Genomic DNA, 23,514 nt, shown 5'->3' on the forward strand with positions numbered 1-23,514 from the left:
CGTCATTGGCCCCCACCACCCGGCGTTGCCGGGTGGATATGCAGGGAACCGGCATCGACGCGCTCGTCGCGTCGCAGCACAGTCAGGGCCCAATCATCGTCCAGTACTTCGCGCCCCACTGACGAAGGGGTGATCTCCCGTATGCCCTTGCTCTCGCTCGAGAGCGTCCAGCCAATGCGTTCGGCGGGTATCACCAGGCCGCGGGGATGCAGCAGGTAGAGATAAAGGGACGAATGGTCCGGCCCGTACCTCTTCACCATGCGAACTTCACTGCCCTCGAACGGGAATCTGTACACCTCAGCGTCCGGCACTGCTTGCAGCGCCTGCAGCAGCTTGGCCGCGCGCGCCTCCGTGCGGTGGGCCGCCAGCGCCTGGTAATAGGCGTATACCGCGCTCGCCCGGCAGTAGCGCGTGCCGTTGTAGAAGAACCATGTACTGCCCGAGGTATCACAGGCCAGCCCTTGGTTGAACCAGGCATTGGCCAGCAGCCTGGCGTCCTTGCTGCTGTCGATCAGCGCCTGCCCAGCCTGCAGCGAAAGGCCAAGATCGCCATCGCGCAGCGCCACCAGGGACAGGTCGCTCAGGGCCCGCTCGTTATGCGGCTGGATATTGATCGCCAGGTTCAGCTTGCGCAGCGCCAGCTTCAGATCGCCTGCGCCATAGGCCTTCTCGCCCTCCAGCACCAGCCGCTTGGCACGCGCCTGCAAGGCCTCGTCCGTAGGCGGCTGCAGCAATGCTTCGACCTCCGCCACCTGGGCCGGGGCGATGTTCGGATTTGGCTCCTCGGCATTCGCCGCGGTGTATCGGTGGAGCCAGTCCAGCGGCGTACTCCCCTCCTCCCACTCGCGATGGGCCTGGATGAAGGGCTCGGCCCCGTTGTTCACCAGCAGCCTCACCAATGCTGGCGAGGCGTAGCGTGCCGCATAGTGCAGTGCGGTCATGTTGCGGGTGGTGATGCTGTAGTAGCAGTCGCCCTCGGGGATGACGGTCACCGCATTGGGGTTGGCACCCTGTTCCAGCAGGATGCGCGCGGATTCGGGCTGGTCGTAGTGCGCGGCGTACATCAGCGCCGTCTTGCCGAAGGCGTTGGCCTGGTTGACGTCGGCGCCCCGCTCGATCAGGTACCCGAGCGCCTCGGGGTATTCGATGGCGATGGACAGATCGCTGACCTGGCCTTCGATGGCGCGGATCTCGTCCATGGGGCGATGGGCGAGGATGGCGTTGCGCAGGGCGGTTTCGTCCTTGGGGAAGGGTTCGTACATATAGAAGCGGATGCCGCTGCTGATCGCTCCCTCCAGTGCCTGGCGAGCCATGATACGGGCCTGTCCATCGCTCCAGCCGAAGCGCCGTTGATAGAACGCCGCCATCACCGTCTGGCTGCTGGTCATCTGCTGTAGAAAGACCCGGTACGCCTCGTTCTCGACAACACCCGTGGCCGCCCAGAGCTGCAGGTTGCTCAGGTCCTGCTCGTAGGAGCCATAGCTGTCACGTGCATCATCCCGCACCGCCCAGGGCCGGTAATAGACCTCCTGCAGCCTGGCGCCAATGCGCTCGCTCCAGCGCTCGTGGGTCCGCAGGCTGCCGCACCAGCTTCCCGCCCCTTGCCTCATATTCGATGTGCGGGCGCTCAGCGCGTAGACCGATGCACGCAGCTCGGCAGGAACGATATCCACCACCCTGTCCACCGCTGGAGCTGTGCTGATCCGGCAAGCCGTCCAGGTCAGGTCATCGTTGAGCCGGTTTATCTCGACCGTGTCGGATTTTCCATCGATACCACTGGCAATGCTGAAGAGTCGTTTATCCGCGCCCTTGAACAGCGCGATGTCGGCAGCTGGGGCGGGTGAGCCCTTCGCCATCGCCTCCAGATGCTCCAGGCTCGGCTCAGGCCCTCGGCTTGCCACGTACTGATAGCGTTCGCATGCGCTGCCACAACCGCTATGGGTATACACCTGAACGTGAATCGGCCCCTTCGCATCGGCAAGATCATCGCCCCAAGGCTGCACTTGCTCCGCCCCAGGCAGCTCGAACGACGCCCACCGCTTCGGCGACAGGAAATGGGCCTTGGCAGCCTTGATGGCCTCATCGTAGAGCGCACCCTTGCCTTCGACCAGCACCGGGGTGAACCAGGGCCTTACCAGCGCCGGGCGTGCTGGCTCTTCGGCGGCCTGTGTGGCGCCGAGCAAAAGCATCAGGGGAAGACAAAGCAACGGCGTAAAGCGCATGGAACATCCTTGTATCGAGAGTTCGAGTGCAGAAGGAAATCAGGGCCGCTGTATAGCGCTTTAAACCCCGGGCCGGCAATGAATCAGAACAGCCGTCTGGCATCACGCGTCCCGGCTCCCGTCTCATCCTCCTCGGTCAGCACCTCACCACAATTCGAGGCCGCGACACTCCATTGGTGGTCGACCAGGCCACGGTCGAAGGACTCCCGCCATTCCCAGTATTCGCGGCGCTTTCTCGCCAGGTAGTCCGGGTGCGGCTCGCCGGCATGCGCACTGTCGCAGCATTCCGTATCGAGGAAGGTGTAGCTCACGCGATAGAAGTGCCGGCCGAAGCCCCGGAACCGTTCATAAAGGCTCGGGCTGTAGTCCAGCTTCGCCGTGGCGACCGGGTCGAGCCTTTCTACGCGGCGGGTATCCAGGAGGCTGGCGCTGCCTGAATCATCTTTCCGATAGCTCACCAGCACGTAGGGCTCATGCAGGCTGCGCGGGTCGAAGCCGGGGCGCCGCGGTGCAATCGGCTCGATGGAAAAATTAGCCTCGAACGAGCGGTCGTTGTGCGAGAACGCCTCCATGAGCGTCGGGAAGTCATAGCGTGGCGGGTTGCGGATGACACCGGTCTTGAGCTTCTGCCCGCCCAGGTACTCGTCATGGGTGCGGCTGTTCTCCATTGCCAGGCGCACCAGGCTGCGCAGCAAGGCCTGGCGATGCTCCTCGGGGCTGAGGGCACGATCCACGGCCATGCAGATGCCCCCATCGAGGCGCTGGACGCGATACAAGGAATAGGCGGCGAGTGACAGCAACGGCACCAGCGCAACGGCCAGTGCAGCCGCAAGTAATCGCTTTCCGAATCGGTTGTTTGAAACTGACATTGATCATCCTTGACTGCATGTAAAGCGCCGACTCCTGCCAGCACATCGAAACCGGCCCTGTGGCAACAGCCGGGACAGGTGGATACCGAAGGTCTATCACTCGATGTCTCATGAACCGCCTGGCCCGATTGCTCCCGCTGGCTCCAGGCTCATCGACCTAGTGGAGGCAATTATCACAGAACAGCTGGATCCGCCTGAGCCCCTGAATGCGCATGTCATTCAACTCCACCTGGCAAGCCTTTAGAAACAGCGCATGCTGGTTCTCCGGGTCACGATAACCCCGAGCCCCAACCGACTGGACGGCACATTCGCGGCGGCGGAATTCCAACCAGGCATGTTGGGCCGCATCAAACAACTGGAGGTCCACCTTCAAACGAGTGCGAATACCTTGCACTGTCGCATTGAGTTCATCTTCTGAGCGTTGATAAAGCGGCTCGACGCACATCACCACCTGATCACTGCTCAGGTTAAAGCAACCCGCAACCTCACCCCCGGCTTCCTCGGCCTGCACGCTCCCGCAAACCGCGAATACAAGAGTGATCAACGTCGTGCGCATATCCATTCGCTTGGAGCTCCTCGATGTGAAAGTCCTTCTCATGAATCAGACTCGCGACGTCGCATCAATTCTGGATACCGCCCACTTCCCTGCGGACCGTTTCCATGATCACGTGCCAATTCACCAAAGCGCTGTACTCGAAGAAGACCCGAACCTGCAACCCTGAGCCCAGGTAGTAGTACGCTCTGCAATGACCGTTTCTCAGGACTGGGTCCTTTGGCCAGGCCACGCTGCAAAAGAACTCCCTGCCATTCCCGCGCGGCCCTTCTGACGGCACATAGACATAGGCTCCAGAGTATTCAGCCTCCGCAGAAGGCCCTTTCAATGGGTACTCCGCAAGGCCCAGCGCTGGGCGAACGATCGGCGCCTCGGCCCTCTCCTTCCCACCCTCGAAATAGGACTTCCCGTTGGGGTCTCCCATTCTCGAAATCTCGACCCTGATCCTGCTGTCCCGAGCGGTTGGAACGGGGTTTCCCTTGTGAAGCCCTGCCTGGTCGATGAAGAGGTGCAAGGTCAGTTCATCGGCCTTGCCCGGACGAATGTCTCCAGCCGAATAGACATCGAACTCCAAATCACTTGGCACTCGAAACGGCACCCCGCTGACCTCGACCCTGTTGTCCCCGCCTTCGACCAGTCCGTGCGCCTCTCGGTACTCGGGGGTATGGGGCGCGGGTCGTTCCTTTCCACAGGAGACTAGGGCAAGGCAGACAAGCAAGATCGCCAGACCGGAATAGGTCTCTCCATGCCCAGATACCGATAGACGCTGCCCTCCGCAGAGCACCTTGAAACTCATACATCCCCCTGCTCAACCCGAGCACGCAATACTTAAGAAAAAGCCCCACTTCCTCAACAGAACTTAATTGATCATCCCCACTATGTCCGCTATGGAAGAGTTAATTTTCCTTATAAGACCTTGCCAGTCCGACAGAGCCGACTCCGCAAACTCGAATTGAGCTTCCCAACCACGCCCCACATCTAGAGTGAGGGTACAGGAGTGACGATTACACAAAAAGATATAAGGATTACCAAGACGGGTCCTATAGGCATCCAAGTCCTCTACGACCCACCATCTGGTCCCCTCTGGCATTGCATCACTTTCATACTTGGCAAGCCCGGGAAAAACATCACCATCTTTAGCTGCTCGAAAAACCTTTTCCCCGCTAACTACAGTCCGTGCACGCTCCTCATACTGACGTAGGTATAGCGTTTTACCTTGAATATCAGCGTTCACAGGAAAGGGGTACTCAAACCATCCACCTCCCTCTAAAAGAGGCCGCCCATCCAGTAATGAATTTTTGTATTCAACCTGAACCATTCGCGGATTCTTTCCAGGCAAACCCCCACCGCACCCAACCTCCCCTTCGGGTGAGAAATCAGGAAGACAATAATGCAGATAAACCGAATACCCGTTGATATCTCCATATATAGGGGCATATTTATTGTCCATTCCCCTGAGCCCAGGCCCAACATCCGCAGCGGCACCAGCAAGAGGAAAGAAAGAAATTGCAAGGAATACGTATAAACGCACCCGATCAATACACATGCATTGCCCTAAATTTCAAAAAACCACCCAAGATGGGGCCATGACAACTTCCAAGCATCAGAGCACACGAACAAATAGATCACTCTACCTGCACGCCATTAAGCAGCGCCGTGATAACCCACTCACTTCTCCCAGGCAACAGGCATGACAGTGCATTGCAACTCAGGCGGGCCGTTTCGGTGCATTGAAAATACAAGAAGCTCAGGTGGGGCAAAGGTGCGTGTCGGTACCGATACAAAAACTACCCCTTTGGGCAGGCTGTACACCGCCCAATAGGTGCTGAAGCTCGATCCCACATTTCTAACCAAGCGCCCCCTCTGCCGCCCATATATCTCCTGTGTAGACGTTGCATCGCCCATGGCCTGTGAACTGGGATCCTGCCTGGTGGAAACCCATTCCTCCGCCAGCCTGCTGTTCGCCGGTAGATTCATCACATGCTGAATAAGCCCGGCTGCGGTGCCACACCTGCCTCTCTTGCCTTGCCACTTCAAGCAATCAGGACCATATGGGAGCAGCTTGTCAGGCCTCTCATGAAGGGCCTCATCCGTGATCATCAACTGCTGAGTTCCATGCTCCTGGATAATTCCAGTCCTCCTGTAGATCTGCTCAATCGATCCATCGCCATCCACGTCGATCGACACGTATTCCAAGGCGCGCTCCACCCCCGTCCATTCAGGCATCACCAAGGATTCTTCCAGTGGCTGGAACGCCAGCCTACGGCTGGAGCTGGAGAGCCACTCAAAGAGATTGCCCGCCGATACACCCTCTTTGTTCATGTCCTCCAGGAACTCGGCACAAAGCGCTTCGTCCCGAACACCCGCCAGTTGATAAAAACCCGCTGGCCGCTTCGTTGACAAAAGGGTCTTGATCTTCGCCCCGCCCTTCACCAGGACCGTTTTCCTGATGTCCGAATAGAAGGCATTTCTTTGGGGCACTTCTTCAGTGATCGACGCCTTATCCAGGTGAGCTTCCGCTGCAAACAGAACGTTTGAGAACGGCAAGAAAAATACCAGGCCCAACAAAGGAAGAAGACGCCGTGGAGAAGCGGTCAGCCTAGGTCGTCCAAAATAAATAAACATGCGCTTCCTACGTGCTCGGCCTCAAAAAGACACACTGGCGTCAGCCAAATCCAATCGGGTTGCACCTTCCGATTTCGAACCCCAACGCTACAAAATCTAATAAACCAATTTTGCTCTATCATCCTGTAAACACACTCCCCCCGACTCCAGTCTGGAGGCGTATCATCAAGAGATTCAAATAGCCGAGAACTATCATCAACAGGGTAAGTATGAACGGGCAGCAGGAGGCGTCCTTCCTCAACCCTGGGCACAACTGGAAAGTACACAAGCGTTTTCTGAACAAGAGAAAAACCTGAACCCAAGAGAATCAAAGCGAAACCTTCCTTTTCATTCCCTTCAGCACCGACATCCACAATTATAGAGTGACACCGCTGCAGTAACTGACCGCACTCCGCATCGCGAAACGCATCATCCTGAAGTAACCTCCAGTAAAACAGCCTTGAATAGGGCCTACTGGTCCACATTGGAAATGTCTCACCAATCTGCCTTAACCCAGCAGCAACAAGGCGCTTGCGATTCTCATCCTGTCGCACCCACGGACCACGCCCACGCTCAGTTCGGTGCCTATATTCGTAGACCAGCGCCTCAATCTCCGCACGATTCAATTCGAAGTGCCTGATATAGAACTCATCATTGGGAAGTGGATTATGTCGTCCCCACAAGACAATTAATAAGAAAATGAATGAGAATACAATCAGGCTTACCTTAAACTTAGTTAGCCTCAATTTCGCTTCCAGACATAAAAACCAGCTCATTAGTCACTGAATAGATATCTTTCAACAGGCACAACCTAGCCCTGTATGGCTGAACACACACAAGCCGCGCAATTTTAAAGTCGCCACCAACACAAGTACTTGGTCGAATACCAGAGCCAGGGCGAATGCCTGGAGAACGCGAAAAAGGTCGCTGAGTGAAAACGATCAGCATCAAGATAGGCATGTTCATCCTTGAGCGAGGCCATGACCGACGATCCTGTCGGCTTCCGGGGAGATGACGTAGAAAACGCCTTTGACAGATCAGCGTCAATTGGCCCGATGAAGATTTTGTGAAGCCGTTCAGGGAACCCTGAAATCCCACAAATTCTACTTGAAAACCCCATTCCAGAGCCTTTCAAGCGTGCTTCGCACTAGGCCATGCCCAGGGGGCTAGCAGCAGATACACCTGACCCCCCACGTAGTTGACCCGTCTCCTCACCCTCGTTATCGTTCGCCCGTCGCTGCTAGCCAGCGGCCTGGGATTGGCGTCCCGGTGACTCAGGCGGATACACAACCGCCACCGAGCGGTTTTTTTGTGTCCGCCGCATGGCTCACCTTTATGGGCGGGCCGTGCGTGGGTGCCTTCGGGCACGCCGGCCCTGAGTCCGGTACGCCAACCCGCACGGCCTGCTCACCCAAATTGGCGTTTGGGTGGCGGGGAGCACATAGCAACTCAGGAGTTTCACCATGCTCAGCTGCACGCTTAGGCGTCTGGACGATCTGCAAGACCACCTCGAACCGTTGCGCGGTGCCGACAGCGCCCTGCTCCGATCCAATGATTTCGATACACGGCTCGATGAACTGCATGCCATCCGCGTGGACTTGGCACGCCTGCCCGGTGTCGGCCACGAACTGGCTCGGGTGAGCGGCGCCCTGGAACTGCTGCTGGGGTTGCTCCTCGACGCCGATACCAACGGGCCAGACTGCGCAAACCTGCATTGCCTGCTGTCGCTGCTGGCACGGGGGCTGACCCAGGCGGAAGAGACGCTGGAACAGGTCATCTAGGGTCGCCAGGGCACACGGCTTTTTCTTCGGTATTGCAGGGGCTTTTAGATACAGAGGGCTGCGGAGCGCGACACCGAGCGTTCCGCCTCGATCAGCGAGGCGGCAGACCGGCATCCAGCCGGTCCGTCGCGTCAAGCCCTACGGGTTCAGGCAAGGGTTCTCTGGCCTGGGCCATGACCACATCGCGGCAGATGTCTATCCGCGTTGAGTCGGCATCCACTCAGGCCAGGAAAGAACGGTACCGCCCCATCAAATCCTGAACGTATCCACCAGTTGCTTGAGCCGGCTGACCTGCTGATCCAGCTCGGTACAGGCCTTCAGGCTGGCCTGCAGGTTGTGCACGCCGTCCTGGTTGAGGACGTTGATCTCGGTGATGTCCATGTTCAGGCTTTCGATCACCGAGGTCTGTTCCTCGGTGGCGGTGGCCACGGACTGGTTCATGCCGTCGATCTCGCCGATGCGGCGGGTGACGCCGCGCAGGTTTTCGCCGGCCTGGCCGCCGATGCGCACGCTGTCGTCGCTGAAGTGGCGGCTTTCGCCCATGGTCGCCACGGCGTCGCGGGCACCGGTCTGCAGCTGCTCGATCATCTGCTGGATCTCCAGCGCCGAGCTCTGGGTGCGCTGGGCCAGGTTGCGCACTTCGTCGGCCACCACGGCGAAGCCGCGGCCCGCCTCGCCGGCGCGGGCGGCTTCGATGGCGGCGTTGAGTGCCAGCAGGTTGGTCTGCTCGGAGATGCCCTTGATCACGTCGAGGATCTGGCCGATGTCGTTGCTCTTCTGGCTGAGCACTTCGATGTGGTTGCTGGACGCCTGGATCTTCTCCGACAGCTCGCCCATCGCCACCAGGGTGCGCTCGACCATGCCCTGCCCTTCCTCGGCATCGCGGCGGGCGTCGCTGGCCTGTTCCGAGGCGTCGGCGGCGTTGCGGGCGATTTCCTGGGCAGCGGCGCCCAGTTCGTTGATGGCGGCGGCCACACTGTCGGTGCGGGCGGCCTGCTCGCTGGAGTTGGTCATGGAGGCGTTCGACGCCTGCACCACGGTGCTCACCCGCTCGTGCACCTCGCGCGTGGCGGACGCCACTTCGCGGATCGATTTGTGGATGCGCTCGACGAAGCGGTTGAAGGCATCGGCCAGCTCGCCGAACTCGTCACGGGAGTCGATCGACAGGCGCTGAGTCAGGTCGCCCTCGCCCTCGGCGATGCCGCTCATGGCGTGGCTCATCACGTGCAGCGGGCGCAGCAGGATGCGGATCAGCCCGCCCAGCAGCAGGAGGATGGCGACCACGCCGATGATGGTCGACATCAGCGCGGAAACGCGGAACTCCTGCAGGGCGGCGAAGGCCTTGGACTCGTCGACGGACAGGCCCACGTACCAGCGCACCCCGGTCAGCCCTTCCACCGGCAGGAAGGTCACGATGCGTGCCTCGCCGTTGCGGTCGCTCACGCTCTGCAAGGCGGACTCCAGGCGCGGCGCGGTGCCGGCGAACAGGTCCGGCAGCTTCTTCAGGACCAGCTGCTGGTCGGGGTGGACCAGCACCGTGCCCTTGTCGTCCACCAGGAAGGCGTAGCCCATACCGCCCAGGTCGAAGGAGTTGAGGATCTCGTCGACCGTCTTCAGCTTGAGGTCACCGCCGACGACGCCCTGCAGGGCACCCGAGGCGGTCACCGGGCGGGTGATGGTGATCAGCAGGCCGTCGCGCGGGTCGGCGGCCAGGTAGGGCTCGGTCAGGCCGGGGCCGCTGGTCTGCGCCGCCTGCTTGTACCAGGGCCGCTGGCGCGGATCGTAGCCGGCGGGCAGTTCGCTGGACGGGAACTGGGTGTAGGTACCACTCGCCTGGCCGTAGTAGGCATAGAGGAAGGCGGCGGCGATGCTGCGGTGCTGCAGGCTCTTGGCCAACGCGGCCTCGCTGGCGTCGTCCTCGATGGACTCGGCCAGGTTCTCCAGCAATTGCATACGCCCCACCAGCCAGTGCTGGATGTTGCCCGTGGAGACCTGGCCCACATCGTTGAGGTAGTTGGCAAGGTTCTGGCGGATGGCGTTCCGCTGCAGGTAGTCGTTGTACAGCGCGAAGGACGCGAAGGCAGCGATCACCACCAGGGAGGCCGCCACCATGATCTTGTGGCTGAATTTCAGGGTTCGCATGGAGGAACTCGCTCAAAAAGGTGCAGATATATGGGGTGGCCACAGGTTTTGTCGGCGTCCAGTCGGCAATCGACTGGGCACGGACGCTGAGCCGTCCCCTGCTATCGGCGCTAGCACGTTCTTCTTAAGCGGTTTATCAGCCGTTTATGTGCGGGCGTTCAGGTATTTTCTGAAAATACCGTGCACCCGCCCATCCAGCCGGCACACGCGGAGCCCTCCCCGCTCCGCGTGCCCCGCTGCCCTTACAGCATCTCCAGCCTGGCCATCAGGTCCTCCAGCCGTGCGGCCTTCTCTTCGGTGACGACGCTGCTTTCCAGCGACTCGATGTAGCTCGCCAGCTCCTCCACCGTGCTGCACTCGAACATGGCCCGCAGGGGCACGTTGCGTTGCAGGGTTTTCTGCACGCGGGAGGCGATCTGGGTGGCGAGCAGGGAGTGGCCGCCGAGTTCGAAGAAGTTGTCGCGCACGCCGACCCGTTCGACCTTGAGCACCTCGGCCCAGATGCCGGCCAGGGTGGCTTCCAGTTCGCTGCGCGGGGCCAGGTAGTCCTGGGCCTGCAGCGGGCCGAATTCCAGGGGCGGCAGGGCCTTGCGGTCGAGCTTGCCGTTGGCGTTCAGCGGCAGGCGCTCGAGCACGAGCCAGTGCAGCGGCACCATGTAGTCCGGCAGGTCGCCACGCAGTTGCTGCTTGATGGCCTCGAACCAGGCGCCCTCTTCCGCCAGGCGGCTGGCCGGCGAGGCGGCGCTGGCGAAGCGCCCGGCCTCGCGTGGCACCAGGTAGCCCACCAGGTATTTGCCGGTGGGGCCTTCCTGCACGCTGACGGCGGCGTCGCGCACGTCCTGGCGCTCGAACAGGCGGGCTTCGATCTCGCCCAGTTCGATGCGGTAGCCGCGGATCTTCACCTGGTGGTCGACACGGCCGACGTATTCCAGCACGCCATCGGCGCGGCGCCGGGCCAGGTCGCCGGTGCGGTAGAGGCGTTCGCCCGGCGCGCCGAAGGGGTTGGGCACGAAGGCCTGAGCGGTGCGCAGCGGGTCGCCGACGTAGCCACGGCCGACGCCGGTGCCGGCGACGCAGAGTTCGCCCACGGCGCCCAGGGGGGCCAGTTCGAAGGCGTCGTCCAGCAGGTAGAGGCGGTTGTTGTCGGTGGGGCTGCCGATGGGCAGGTAGGTGCCTTCGGTGGAGGCCGCATCGACGCGGAAGAAGGCCACGTCGTCCGAGCACTCCGCCGGGCCGTAGGCGTTGACCAGCCCCACCTGCGGGTAGCGCTCCAGCCACTGGCGCGCCAGCTCCGGCGGCATGGCTTCACCGGTGGGCAGCATCCAGCGCAGGGCGCCGAGTACGGCACGGTCCTCGGCGAGCATGCCCTGGATCAGCGAGGGCACGCTTTCCAGCACGGTGATGCCACGCTCGCGCACATGGGCCAGCAACGCCTGCGGGTCGTGGGCGATGGCGTTGGGGACGATCTCGGTGCAGGCGCCGAACAGCGGTGCGGCGAGGAACTGCCAGACCGAGATGTCGAAGCTCTGCGAGGCGGTCTGGGCGATCACGTCCGCCTCGGTGAGATCCAGGTACGGCACCTTGCTCAGCTGGTTGTTGAGCATGCCGGCCTGCTCGACCATCACGCCCTTGGGCAGCCCGGTGGAGCCGGAGGTGTAGATGACGTAGGCGAGGTTGGCCGGGCCGCTGTGGATCCCCAGGTCCTGCTCCGGCCAGGCGCCCTGCAGCACGTCCTCCCACACCAGCAGGCGCGGACGGTGGCCACAGCCGAGTTCCTCCAGCAACAGCATCGCCTGGTCGCGGCAGGCGCGGGTGGCCACCAGCGCCGGGGCACGGCTGAGTTCGAGGATGCGCGTCAGGCGCGGGGTGGGTAGCGCCGGGTCCAGCGGCAGGTAGCCGGCGCCGGCCTTGAAGGTGCCGACCATCATGCCCAGCAGGTCGAGCCCACGCTCACCCAGCAGCGCCACCGGCTGGTCGAGGCTGACGCCGGCGGTGCCCAGGGCGTGGCCCAGGCGGTTGGCGTGGCGGTTCAGCTCGGCGTAGCTCCACTGGCGGTCGAGGCAGCGGGCGGCGATGCGCGCTGGGTGCGCGGCGACGCGGGCCTCGAACAGGCGCACGTAGCCCTGCTCCAGCGGGTAGTCGCGGGCACTTTCATTGACGCCATTGAGCAGCAGCTCGCGCTCGGCCTCGCCCAGCAGCGGCAGCTCGCTCATGTCGCCTTCGATGCGCTCGCCGAGGGCCAGCAGCAGGCGCTTGAACTCGCCCAGCAGGCGGTCGATGGTCGCTTCCTCGAAGTAGCGCTGGTCATAGGACAGGTGCAAGCCCAGGTCATCCCCCGGGTAGCAGACCACGGTGAGCGGGAAGTTGGTGTGGGTGCGGCCGGAATCCGAGCTGGCGGAGAGGCTCTGCGCACGGTCCAGCACCGCGACTTCCACCGGCGCGTTTTCGAACACGAAGAGGCTGTCGAACAGCGGCTGGCCCTTGGGCAGCTCGCTGCATTCCTGGATGGCCACCAGCGGTAGGTATTCGTGCTCGCGCAGTTCCAGGTTGCTGGCCAGCAGCCCCTGCAGCCAGTCACGCACGCTCAGGCGCTGGCCCGGTGCGGGCAGCTTCACCCGCAGGGCGATGCTGTTGATGAACAGGCCGACGGTGCGCTGCATCTCCGGCAGGCCCACCGGGCGCCCGGCCACGGTGACGCCGAACACCAGGTCACGCTCGCCGCTGTAGCGCGCCAGCACCAGGGCCCAGGCGGCCTGGGCCAGGGTGTTGACGGTGAGTTGGTGACGCTGCGCCAGTTCCCGCAGCCGCGCACCATCGGCGGCGTCCAGGCGGGTGATGCGGTCGCCCACCTGCATGCCGCCGCTGTCGTTGGCGTGCTCGCGGAGGATCGGCCGGTCGCTCGGCAGGTGCGTGGTGCGCTCGAAGCCGGCCAGGTTGCCCTGCCACCAGGCGCGGGACTGGCCGAGGTCCTGGCGCTGCAGCCAGCCGATGTAGTCGCGGTAGCGCGGCGCCAGCGGCAGTTGCGGCTCGCGGCCCTCGCCCAGGGCGGCGTAGACCTCGAAGAAGTCGCTCATCAGCAGGCCACGACACCAGGCGTCGATGAGGATGTGGTGGTTGCTCATCATGAACCAGTAGCGCGCCTCGCCCAGGCGGATCAGGCGCAGGTGGAAGGGCGGCTGGTGCAGCAGGTCGAAGCCGGCCTCGCGCTCCGTGCGGTGCAGCGCCTGCAGGCGTGCCTCGTGGCCCTCCTCGGGCAGGTCGCTCCAGTCCAGCAGGTCCACCTCGGTGGCGCCGGGCTTGTGGATCACCTGCAGCATGGTTTCGCCGGCGTTCCACACGAAGGACGCGCGCAGCGCTTCGTGCCGCGCCACCACGGCGCGCCAGGCGCGGGTGAAGCGCTCCACGTCCAGCGCGCTGTTGATGCGGTAGCGGTCCTGCATGTAGTAGATGCCGGTGCCCGGCTCCAGCAGGGTGTGCAGCAGCAGGCCTTCCTGCATGGGCGTGAGCGGGTAGATGTCGTCGATGGCGGCGGCCGGCACCGGCAGCTGGTCGATCTGCTCCTGGCTCAGGTGCGCCAGGGGGAAGTCCGACGGCGTCGGGCCACCGGCGCCCTCCTCCAGGCAATGGGCGATGAGCGCCTGCAGCTCGGCGATAAAGGCCTCGCCCAGGCCCTGCACCGTGGCGCGGTCGTAGCGCGCCTCGCTGTAGGTCCAGTTGAGCAGCAGCTCGCCGCCGAATACCTGGCCGTCCACGCTCAGCCAGTTGGGCAGCGTGGCGTCGGCGTCGTGGGCCGGGCCGGCACTCTCTTCCAGTGGGCGCAGCAGCGCGCCCTCGGCGAAGCTGCCGTCGAACTGGCCCAGGTAGTTGAAGGTGATGCGCGCTGGCGGCAGCGCGGCCATGGCGGCGCGGGTCGCCGGGTCGGCCAGGTGGCGCAGCACGCCGTAACCGAGGCCCTTGTGGGGCACCTGGCGCAGCTGCTCCTTGATTGCCTTGATGGAAGCGCCGAGCCCGTCGGCGGGCGCCAGGCGCAGGGCGTAGGCGCTGGTGAACCAGCCGACGGTGCGGCTGAGGTCGATGTCGTCGAACAGCGGTTCGCGGCCATGGCCTTCCAGTTGCACCAGCACCGAATCACGCGAATCCCAGCGGCACAGCACGCGGGCCAGGGCGGTGAGCAGCAGGTCGTCGACGCGGGTGCGGTAGGCGGCGGGCGCCTGTTGCAGCAGCTGGCGGGTGCGCTCGGCATCCAGGCGCAGGGTGATGCGCTGGGCGTCGCGTTCCAGGTCCTGTTCGGCGTTGCGGTCGCAGGGCAGCGGCGCGTCGTCACCACCGAGCTGCGCCTGCCACCAGCCCAGCTCTTCGCGCAGCGGCTCGCTGCCGGCGTAGGCCGCCAGGCGTTCGCCCCAGTGCTTGAAGGCACTGGTACGCGGCGGCAGCGCCAGGGGTTGCCCGGCCTGCAGGTGGCGATAGGCGGTTTGCAGGTCGTCCAGCAGCACGCGCCAGGAGACGCCGTCCACCACCAGGTGGTGGATGGCCAGCAGCAGCTTCTGGCGCCCGTCCGGGCCTTCCAGCAGCAGGGCACGCAGCAGCGGGCCGTGAGCCAGGTCGAGGCTGCGCTGGGCATCGGCCAGCAGGGTGTCGGCCTCGGCGAAATCGTCCACCTGCGCTTGCCACAGCAGGCCGTCGGCCTCGCTGGCGGGTGCGCGGTGTTCGGCGTGCCAGGTGTCGCCGTCACGGCTGAAGGACAGGCGCAGGGCGTCGTGGTGTTCCACCAGGCCTTGCAGGGCCTGCTCCAGGTAGCCCGCATCCAGGCGGTCGCCCGCTTCCAGCAGCAGCGACTGGTTCCAGTGGGCGGCGTTCTCCGGCGCCTGCTGGAAGAACCAGTGCTGGATGGGCGTCAGCGGCATGGAGCCGGTCACCGGGCCCTGGTCCACCTGGGTCAGCGCCTCGCGGCGGGCGACGGCGGCCAGGGTCTGCACCGTCTGGTGCTGGAACAGGTCGCGCGGGCTGAAGTGGATGCCCTGCTGGCGGGCACGGCTGACCACCTGGATGGAGAGGATGGAGTCGCCGCCCAGTTCGAAGAAGTTGTCGGCGAGCCCGACCTGCTCGACGTTGAGCACCTCGCGCCAGATGGCCGCCAGGCTCTGCTCCAGCTCGCTGGTCGGTGCCAGGTACTGCTGGCGGTTGTGCTCCGGGTCCGGCGCGGGCAAGGCGCGGCGGTCGAGCTTGCCGTTGGGGGTCAGCGGCAGGCTGGCGAGCAGCACCAGGTGCGCGGGCACCATGTGTTCCGGCAGCTGGGCACGAAGGTGCGCCTTGAGGGTTTCGCGCAGGGCCTGTTGTGCATCGCTGCCCTCTTCCGCCGCCGCGCAGGCCACGTAGCCGGCCAGCTGCTTGCCGCTGGGGCTGTCCAGGGCCAGCACCACGGTTTCGCGCACCTCCGGGTGTTCCAGCAGGCGTGCTTCGATCTCGCCCAGTTCGATGCGGAAGCCGCGCACCTTCACCTGCTGGTCGATGCGGCCGAGGTATTCCAGCTGGCCGTCGTCGCGCTGGCGCACCAGGTCGCCGGTGCGATACAGGCGCCCGCCGTCGGTGGCGAAGGGGTTGGGCACGAAGCGCTCGGCGCTGAGGCCCGGGCGCTGGTGGTAGCCACGGGCGAGCCCGGCACCGCCGACATAGAGTTCGCCGATGGCGCCCGGTGGCACCAGGGCCAGGTCGGCGTCGAGGATGCAGGCCACCCGCGCACCGACCATGCGGCCGATGGGCACGCTGGCGGCGCCCTCCTCCAGCTGCGCCGGGGCCAGGGCGGCCAGGGGCATGACCACCGTCTCGGTGGGGCCGTAGGCGTTGAAGAAGGCCTGGGGCGCGAAGCCCGCGCGGATGCGCTGCAGGTGCTCGGCGGTCAGCGCCTCGCCCCCGGTGATCACCAGGCGCACCGGCAGGGTCTCGCCCCGCGCACCGAGCCACTGGGCCAGCTGGCTGCCGTAGCTGGGGGTGAAGCCGAGGATGGTCACGCCCTGCTCGCGGATCAGCTGGCAGATGTCCTCGGCGCCCCATTGGCCCTGGGCCCGCAGCACCAGGCGCGCGCCGCAGAGCAACGGCGTCAGCAGGCGTTCGCTGGCGGCGTCGAAGTTGATGGAATAGAAGTGCAGCTCGCAATCGTCGGCGCGCATGCCGAAGCGACGGATCACCGCCTGGCAGTGCATGGCGATCTCGCCGTGGCTCACGGCCACGCCCTTGGGCTTGCCAGTGGAGCCGGAGGTGTAGATGAGGTACGCCTGGTGTTGCGGCAGCGCGAGGTCGACCGGTGCGTGGGCGGGGTAGCCGGCCAGTGCGGCCTCGTCCTCCTCCAGGCACCAGCGGCCGACGCCGGCCGGCAGTTCACCGAGGGTGTCGAACAGCGCAGCCTGGCCCAGCAGCAGGACGATGCCGCTGTCTTCGATCATGTAGTGCAGGCGTTCGGTGGGGTATTCCGGGTCCAGCGGCACGTAGGCGCCGCCAGCCTTGAGGATGGCCAGCAAGCCGACCACCATGGCCGCCGAGCGCTCCAGGGCCAGGCCGACGCGCACCTCGGGGCCGACGCCGCGCTCGCGCAGCAGGTGAGCCAGGCGGTTGGCGCGGGCGTCCAGGGTGGCGTAGTCGAGGGTTTCCCCGGCGAAGGTCAGCGCCGGTGCCGTGGGCGTGCGCGCGGCCTGCTCGGCGAACAGGCGGTGGATGCTGCCGTCGAGGCGGTGCTCGCCGGGCTCTTCGCCCAGGCTGGCGAGCTGCGCCAGGCGCTCGTCGTCACTTAGCAGCGGCAGTTCGGCCAGGCGCTGTTCGGGGTCGCCCAGCAGCGCTTCCAACAGGTTGCACAGGTGAGTGGCCATGCGTGCGATGCGCGGCTCGTCGAACAGGTCGGAGCTGTAGGTGAAGCAGCAGCCGAGGCGATGATCGAGGTCGGTGACTTCCAAGTTCAAGTCGAACTTGGTGGCGCGGGCGTCGTTGGCGATGTACTCCACCGTCATCCCCGCCAGCTCGCGGGTCTGCTGGAACTCCCAGCGCTGCACGTTGCACATCACCTGGAACAGCGGGTTGTAGGCGCTGCTGCGCGGCGGCTGCAGGGCTTCGACGAGCTGGTCGAAGGGCAGGTCCTGGTGCGACTGGCCCTCGATCACAGTGTGGCGCACCTGCTCCAGCAGCGCGGCGACGCTCATCTGCCCGTCGAGCTGGCAACGCAGCACCTGGGTGTTGAGGAAGGCGCCGATCAGCCCTTCGCTTTCCGGGCGGATGCGGTTGGCCACCGGCGCGCCGATGCGCAGGTCCTGCTGGCCGCTGTAGCGGTGCAGCAGCGCGGCCAGGGTGGCGGTCATGGTCATGAACAGGGTCAGGCCGTTGGCCGCGTTGAAGGCGCGCACGCGCTCGGCCAGCGCGGCCGGCAGGTCGAAGCGGTACAGCTCGCCCCGGTGGCTCTGGGCCGGCGGGCGTGGGCGATCCGTCGGCAGTTCCAGCAGCGGGTGCTCGTGGCCCAGCTGGGCCGTCCAGTAGTCCAGCTGGCGCTGGCGTTCGCCGGCTTCCAGCCATTGGCGCTGCCAGGCGCTGTAGTCGAGGTACTGCACCGGCAACGGCGCCAGGGGCGACTCACGGTCATCGAGGAAGGCCTCGTAGAGCGCGCCCAGCTCACGGGCGAAAATATCCATCGCCCAGCCTTCGGTGACGATGTGGTGCAGGGTCACCACCAGGTGGTGCTCGCGCTCGCCGCCCTTGACCATCACCACCCGCAGCAGCGGGCCGGTCTCCAGGTCGAACGGCCGATGGGCCTCGTCATCGGCCAGGGCCTGCAGGCGGGCCTGGCGGGTGTCGGCATCCAGAGCGGAAAAGTCCTCCCAGCCCATCACCAGGGTCGATTGCTCGGCCACCTGCTGGCGGGCCACGCCGTTCTCGCTGGGGAAGGTGGTGCGCAGGGTCTCGTGGCGCTGCACCAGGGCCTGCAACGCGGCCTCGAAGCGGGCCACATCCAGCGGGCCGCTGAGGCGTGCCAGGCCACCGACGTTATAGGCGGGGCTGTCCGGCTCCAGCTGCCAGAGGAACCACATGCGTTGCTGGGAGTAGGACAGCGGCACCGGGCGGCTGCGGTCGACATGGGCGATCACGCCCTGGCTGTCCACCTGGCCGCTGGCCCGGATGCGCGCCACCTCGGTGCAGAAGCCTTCCAGGGTGCTGGCTTCGAACAGCGCGCGCAGCGGCAGCTCGACGTCGCAGGCCTGGCGGGTGCGGGAGACGATCTGGGTGGCCAGCAGCGAGTGGCCGCCGAGGGCGAAGAAGTCGTCGTCCAGACCCAGGCGCTGGATGCCCAGCACCTCGCACCAGATGGCGGCGACCTGCTGCTCCAGTGCGCTGACGGGCTCGCGGTGCTCGGCCTGTTGCCAGGCCGGCTCGGGCAATGCCCGGCGGTCCAGCTTGCCGCTGGGGCCGACCGGCAGTGCGTCCAGGCGCATCAGTTGCGCGGGCACCATGTAGTCCGGCAGCTCGTCACGCAGGGCCTGCAGCAGGCATTCGGTCTGCCGGGCTTCATCCTCGGCAGCGCCGTTGGCGCAGTAGTAGCCCACCAGGCGCGGGCCGCCGGGGCCGTCGCGCAATACCACCACGGCCTGGCCGACACCGGGCTGGGCCAGCAGGCGCGCGCGGATCTCCTCGGGCTCGACGCGGAAACCGCGCAGCTTCACCTGGCTGTCGAGGCGGCCGAGGTACTCCAGGGCGCCATCGGTGCCCCAGCGGGCACGGTCACCGGTGCGGTACAGGCGTGCGCCCGGTTCGCCGAAGGGATCGGGCACGAAGCGTTCGGCGGTCAGCGCCGCGCGGCCCAGGTAGCCACGGGCGAGGCCGGCGCCACCGATGCACAGCTCGCCCGGCACACCGACCGGCAGTACCGAGAGTTCGGCATCCAGTACGTGGCAGAGCACATTGCCCAGGGGCTGGCCGATGGGCGAGCGCTCGCCGTCATCATTGCGGCATTGCCAGTGGGTGACGTTGATGGCGGTTTCGGTGGGGCCGTAGCGGTTGTCCAGGCGCACCGCCGGCAAGCGCTGCAGCACCCGATCACGCAGGGCCGCGGGCAGCGCCTCGCCACCGGAGAACAGGCGGCGCAGGGAGGTGCATTCGCCAACCCCCTCCTCCTCGATGAACAGCTGCAGCAGCGGCGGCACGAAGTGCAGCGTGGTCACGCCGTGTTCGCGCACCAGCTGCACCAGGCGGCGCGGGTCGCGGTGCTCGCCGGGCGCGGCCAGCACCAGGCGTGCCTCGCTGACCAGCGGCCAGAAGCATTCCCAGACGGAGACATCGAAGCTCACCGGTGCCTTCTGCAGCAGCACGTCGCTGGCGTCCAGACGGTACTGCGCCTGCATCCAAGCCAGGCGTTCGACCAGGGCGGCGTGGGTGTTGCCGACGCCCTTGGGCTGGCCGGTGGAACCGGAGGTGTAGATGACATAGGCGAGGTTGTCGCCGTGCACGCCGGAGGTCGGCGCGCGCTCGGGCCAACCGCCCTCCTCGCGGTCCAGGGCGATGGCGCTGACGCCGTCGTGGATGGGCAGGCGTTCCACCAGGTGCGACTGGGTCAGCAGCAGGCGCGCGCCGCAGTCCTGCAGCATGTAGGCGAGGCGTTCGCGGGGGTAGTCGACGTCCAGCGGTACATAGGCGCCGCCGGCCTTGATGACGGCCAGCAGGCCCACCAGCAGTTCGGGCGAGCGCTCGGCGGCGATGGCCACCGGCACGTCGGGGCCGACGCCAAGGGCCTGCAGGCGATGGGCCAGGCGGTTGGCGCGGCGGTGCAGCGTGGCGCTGTCCAGTTGCCCCTTGGCCCAGTGCAGCACGATGCGCTGCGGGGTAGCGGCGGCTTGCTGTTCGAGCAGCTCGGGCAGCCAGCGGCTGGCGGCGGGTTGTGGTGCGCGGGCCCAGCCGGCCAGTTGGCTGCACTCGGCGTCGTCCAGCAACTGGATATCACCCAGCGCGACGGCAGGCTGCTCGGCTACCTGGCGCAGCAGGCTGACGAAGCGCTCGGCCAGGCGGCGCACGCTGCCGGCGTCGAACAGTTCGGTGGCGTAGTCGAAGGCCAGAGTCAGGCGGCCACGGGCGTCTTCCTCGCTGTGCAGTTGCAGGTCGAACTTGGCCTCGCGGCTGTGCCAGGGCAGCTCGTCGGCGAGCAGGCCCGGCAGGCGGCGCAGCGCCGAGAGGTCGCGCTGCTGGTGGTTGAACATGACCTGGAAGGGCTCGCCGCCGAGGGCGTCCACCAGGCGGTCGAAGGGCAGGTCCTGATGCGCCTGGGCACCGAGGGTGGCCTCGCGGGCCTGGGCCAGCAGTGCGCTGAAGGTGCGGCGGCCGTCGAGCTGGCCACGCAGCACCAGGGTGTTGATGAAGAAGCCGACCAGGCCCTGGGTTTCCAGGCGCTGGCGGTTGGCGCCGGGCACGCCGACGCGGATGTCCGCCTGCCCGCTGAGGCGGAACAGCAGGCCCTGGAAGGCCGCCAGCAGCACCATGAACAGGGTGGAATGCTCGGCCTTGGCCAGCGCGCGCAGGGCCTTGGCCAGGTCGTCGTCCAGGCGCAGGCTGTGGCGCGCGGCGGCGTGGCCGCGCTGGGCGCCGCGCGGGCGGTCGGTGGGCAGTTGCAGGGCCGGGGCCTCATCGCCCAATTGCTCGCGCCACCAGGCCAGCTGGCGCTCGGCCTCGCCCTCGGCCAGCCACTGGCGCTGCCAGGCGGCGAAGTCGGCGTAGCCCAGGGGCAAGGGCGCCAGGTCCGCTGCGGGGCCACCGCAGGCGGCGCCGTAGAGGCGGGAGAATTCGTCCAGCAGCAGGTTCAGCGACCAGCCGTCTGCGACTATGTGGTGCAGGGTCAGCCACAGCTGGTGCTGTTCATCGTCCAGGCGCACCAGGGTCAGGCGCAGCAGCGGGCCCTGCTCCAGGTGGAAGGGCACCTGGGCTTCCTCTTCACGCAGCTGGGCGACACGGGCATCGCGTTCGGCGCCGTCGAGGTGGCTGAGGTCGATGCGCGACAGGCTCAGCTCCAGGGACGGCAGGATGCGTTGCAGGGCGACGCCGTCCCGTTCGAGGAAGCGCGTGCGCAGCGCTTCATGGCGCTGCACCAGTTGCTGGAAGCTGCGCAGCACGGCGCCTTCGTCCAACTCGCCCCGCAGGCGCAGGCCGCCGGGGATGTTGTAGGCGGCGCCTTGCGGGTCCAGCTGCCAGAGGAACCAGAGGCGGTTCTGCGCCGGGGATTGCGGCAGGTCCTGGTTGCGCGGCAGGCGCGGGATGGCGCCCTGGCGCGGCACGCCGGCAGCCTGCTGGGCTTGCACGGCGGCGGTGAATTCGGCCAGGGAGCGGGCTTCGAAGAGCTGGCGCAGTTCCAGCTCCAGGCCCAGTTCGTCACGCAGACGCGCCATCACCTGGGCGGCGCCGATGGAGTTGCCGCCCAGCAGGAAAAAGCTGTCGTCGGCATTCACTGCCGGCACCTGCAACTGCTCGGCCCAGATGGCGGCGATGCGCTGTTGCAGCTCGCCGGCGGCTTCGGCCGGGGCAGTGGATGCTGTGGTGGAGTCGATGGCGGGGAAGCAGGCGTAGGCGTCGAGGCTGCCGTCTTCCAGGCCACTGCGGCAGGCGGAGCGTTGCAGCTTGCCGCTGGAGGTTTTGGGCAGCGCGCCGGGGTTGAGCAACACCACCACGCGCGGCGCCTCCTGGCAGGCTTCGGCCACGGCCTGGCGGATCATGCGGATCAGGGTTTCCGGCGCATGGGCCTTCTGCACGCTGCGGCCGATCTCCACGGCGATGCCGATGCCCTCCTCGCCGTCCTGTTCGACGGCGAAGGCGGCGACGCGGCCCTTGCGCACCAGCTCCACCTCGGTCTCGACGGTGCGCTCGATGTCCTGCGGGTAGAGGTTGTGGCCACGGACGATGAGCATGTCCTTGAGGCGGCCGCTGACGAACAGTTCGCCGTCGCGCAGAAAGCCCAGGTCACCGGTGCGCAGCCAGCTGACGCCATCGCGGTCGACGAAGGCCTTGGCGGTGGCTTCCGGGTTGCGCCAGTAGCCGTGGGCGATGCTCGGGCCGCTGGCCCAGATCTCGCCCACCTGGTTCTCGCCGAGGGTGGCGCCGGTGGCCGGCTCGACAATCATCACCGCGTGCTCGGGCTGGCCGAAGCCACAGCTCAGCAGCAGGCAGTCGGCGCCCGGTTCGATGCGGTTCTGCGCCAGCGCGGCGCCGTCCACGCCGAGGGCGGGAATGCCCTGGCCGCGCACGCCGCCGGTGACGAACAGGGTAGCCTCGGCCAGGCCGTAGCAGGCGAGGAAGCTGGCGGCGGAGAAGCCACAGGCGGCGAACTGGCCGGCGAAGCGTTCGAGGCTGTCCTGGCGGATCGGCTCGGAGCCGGAGAAGGCCACGCGCCAGCCGCTGAGGTCCAGGCGCGCCAGGGCCGCGGTGCTGACCCGCTCGCAACACAGGCGGTAGGCGAAGTCGGGGCCGCCGCTGACGGTGCCGCCGTATTGGGCGATGGCCTCCAGCCAGCGCACCGGGCGTTCGAGGAAGTAGCGCGGCGACATGAGCACGCAGGGCACGCCGCTGAAGATGGGTTGCAGCAGGCCGCCGATCAGGCCCATGTCGTGGTAGAGCGGCAGCCAGCTGACGATCACATCGTCCGCGCCGATGCCGAAGCCACGGCGGATCAGCAGCTCGTTGGACACCAGGTTGCCGTGGCTGACCTGCACGCCCTTGGGCAGCGAGGTGGAGCCGGAGGTGTATTGCAGGAAGGCGATGTCGTCGGCGGCCAGCACCGGCTCGCACCAGGCGTCGGCCAGTTCGTCCTGCAGATCCTCGACGCAGAGCAGCGCCGGGCCGGCAGTGCCCAGGTCGGTGCTCAGCTGCTGCAGGGGCTCGCGCAGGGCGGCGCTGGTCAGTACCAGGGCCGGCTCGGCGTCGTCGATGATCGACAGCAGGCGCAGCTGGTGATGGCGGCGTGCGGACTCCGGCGGGTAGGCCGGCACGGCGATGACGCCGGCATAGAGGCAGCCGAAGAACGCCGCGACGTAATCGGGGCCGCTGTCGAACAGCAGCACCGCGCGGTCGCCGAACTCCGCTTCCGCCTGCAGGGCGGCGGCGATCACCCGGGCGCGCCGGTCCAGCTCCCGGTAGCTGATGACCACGCCGTCGCCCTCGCCTTCGAGAAAGCGCAGGGCGAGGCGTTCCGGCTGCTCGGCAGCGCGGCGCTGCAGGGCCTGGACCAGGGTGCTGGGGAGTTCGAAGGCGTCCATCATGTTGTCGTCCTGCCTAGTGCGGCTTGAATTCGGGGTTCGGAACAGCGAAGGGGCGCAGCCGGCAGACGGCCGCGCCAG

Annotated in this window: 9 protein-coding genes and 1 pseudogene; 1 reads left to right on the forward strand and 9 read right to left on the reverse strand. The window is 66.1% G+C overall.

All coding sequences use genetic code 11. The annotated features are described in order from the left end of the window. Nucleotides 1-2: 2 nt before the first annotated feature. The 6 genes from ACXI0U_RS28805 to ACXI0U_RS28830 form a co-directional block, all read right to left on the reverse strand. Nucleotides 3-2,222 carry an ankyrin repeat domain-containing protein gene (locus ACXI0U_RS28805; RefSeq protein ID WP_479551196.1) on the reverse strand — a complete coding sequence of 740 codons (2,220 nt, stop codon included), beginning with the start codon at nucleotides 2,220-2,222 and terminating at the stop codon, nucleotides 3-5. A gap of 83 nt (nucleotides 2,223-2,305) precedes the next feature. Further along, nucleotides 2,306-3,091, reverse strand: coding sequence for a hypothetical protein (locus ACXI0U_RS28810; protein WP_479551197.1), 786 nt, complete (start codon nucleotides 3,089-3,091; stop codon nucleotides 2,306-2,308). A gap of 157 nt (nucleotides 3,092-3,248) precedes the next feature. Further along, nucleotides 3,249-3,653 carry a lysozyme inhibitor LprI family protein gene (locus ACXI0U_RS28815; RefSeq protein ID WP_431484277.1) on the reverse strand — a complete coding sequence of 135 codons (405 nt, stop codon included), beginning with the start codon at nucleotides 3,651-3,653 and terminating at the stop codon, nucleotides 3,249-3,251. A gap of 58 nt (nucleotides 3,654-3,711) precedes the next feature. Then, a complete protein-coding gene (locus ACXI0U_RS28820) occupies nucleotides 3,712-4,440 on the reverse strand; it encodes a hypothetical protein (protein ID WP_479551198.1) in 729 nt (242 codons plus the stop codon). A 63-nt stretch (nucleotides 4,441-4,503) separates the two neighbouring features. After that, nucleotides 4,504-4,962, reverse strand: coding sequence for a hypothetical protein (locus tag ACXI0U_RS28825; protein ID WP_431484275.1), 459 nt, complete (start codon nucleotides 4,960-4,962; stop codon nucleotides 4,504-4,506). Nucleotides 4,963-5,312: 350 nt separating this feature from the next. Continuing rightward, on the reverse strand, nucleotides 5,313-6,269 hold the full coding sequence (locus tag ACXI0U_RS28830) for a hypothetical protein (protein WP_479551199.1): 957 nt from the start codon (nucleotides 6,267-6,269) through the stop codon (nucleotides 5,313-5,315). 1,442 nt (nucleotides 6,270-7,711) lie between these two features. On the opposite strand from ACXI0U_RS28830, the gene ACXI0U_RS28835 reads away from it, so the two are divergent. After that, complete coding sequence (locus tag ACXI0U_RS28835) at nucleotides 7,712-8,029, forward strand: hypothetical protein (RefSeq protein ID WP_479551200.1); 318 nt, start codon at nucleotides 7,712-7,714, stop codon at nucleotides 8,027-8,029. 249 nt (nucleotides 8,030-8,278) lie between these two features. On the opposite strand, the gene ACXI0U_RS28840 is transcribed toward ACXI0U_RS28835, so the two are convergent. From ACXI0U_RS28840 to ACXI0U_RS28850, 3 genes and pseudogenes are all read right to left on the reverse strand, one after another. Further along, a complete protein-coding gene (locus ACXI0U_RS28840) occupies nucleotides 8,279-9,043 on the reverse strand; it encodes a methyl-accepting chemotaxis protein (protein ID WP_371850563.1) in 765 nt (254 codons plus the stop codon). 93 nt (nucleotides 9,044-9,136) lie between these two features. Then, nucleotides 9,137-10,171: pseudogene (locus tag ACXI0U_RS28845) on the reverse strand (HAMP domain-containing protein); the annotation flags it as partial. Between the two features lie 242 nt (nucleotides 10,172-10,413). Further along, a complete protein-coding gene (locus ACXI0U_RS28850) occupies nucleotides 10,414-23,436 on the reverse strand; it encodes a non-ribosomal peptide synthase/polyketide synthase (protein ID WP_479551201.1) in 13,023 nt (4,340 codons plus the stop codon). Nucleotides 23,437-23,514: the final 78 nt, after the last annotated feature.

Source organism: Pseudomonas sp. C9D1, assembly GCF_056491235.1.

Coding starts and splice junctions, on each gene's coding strand:
- ACXI0U_RS28805 (WP_479551196.1), bottom strand. CDS start 2,222: ATGCGCTTTACGCCGTTGCTTTGTCTTCCCCTGATGCTTTTGCTCGGC.
- ACXI0U_RS28810 (WP_479551197.1), bottom strand. CDS start 3,091: ATGTCAGTTTCAAACAACCGATTCGGAAAGCGATTACTTGCGGCTGCA.
- ACXI0U_RS28815 (WP_431484277.1), bottom strand. CDS start 3,653: ATGGATATGCGCACGACGTTGATCACTCTTGTATTCGCGGTTTGCGGG.
- ACXI0U_RS28820 (WP_479551198.1), bottom strand. CDS start 4,440: ATGAGTTTCAAGGTGCTCTGCGGAGGGCAGCGTCTATCGGTATCTGGG.
- ACXI0U_RS28825 (WP_431484275.1), bottom strand. CDS start 4,962: ATGGTTCAGGTTGAATACAAAAATTCATTACTGGATGGGCGGCCTCTT.
- ACXI0U_RS28830 (WP_479551199.1), bottom strand. CDS start 6,269: ATGTTTATTTATTTTGGACGACCTAGGCTGACCGCTTCTCCACGGCGT.
- ACXI0U_RS28835 (WP_479551200.1), top strand. CDS start 7,712: ATGCTCAGCTGCACGCTTAGGCGTCTGGACGATCTGCAAGACCACCTC.
- ACXI0U_RS28840 (WP_371850563.1), bottom strand. CDS start 9,043: ATGACCAACTCCAGCGAGCAGGCCGCCCGCACCGACAGTGTGGCCGCC.
- ACXI0U_RS28850 (WP_479551201.1), bottom strand. CDS start 23,436: ATGATGGACGCCTTCGAACTCCCCAGCACCCTGGTCCAGGCCCTGCAG.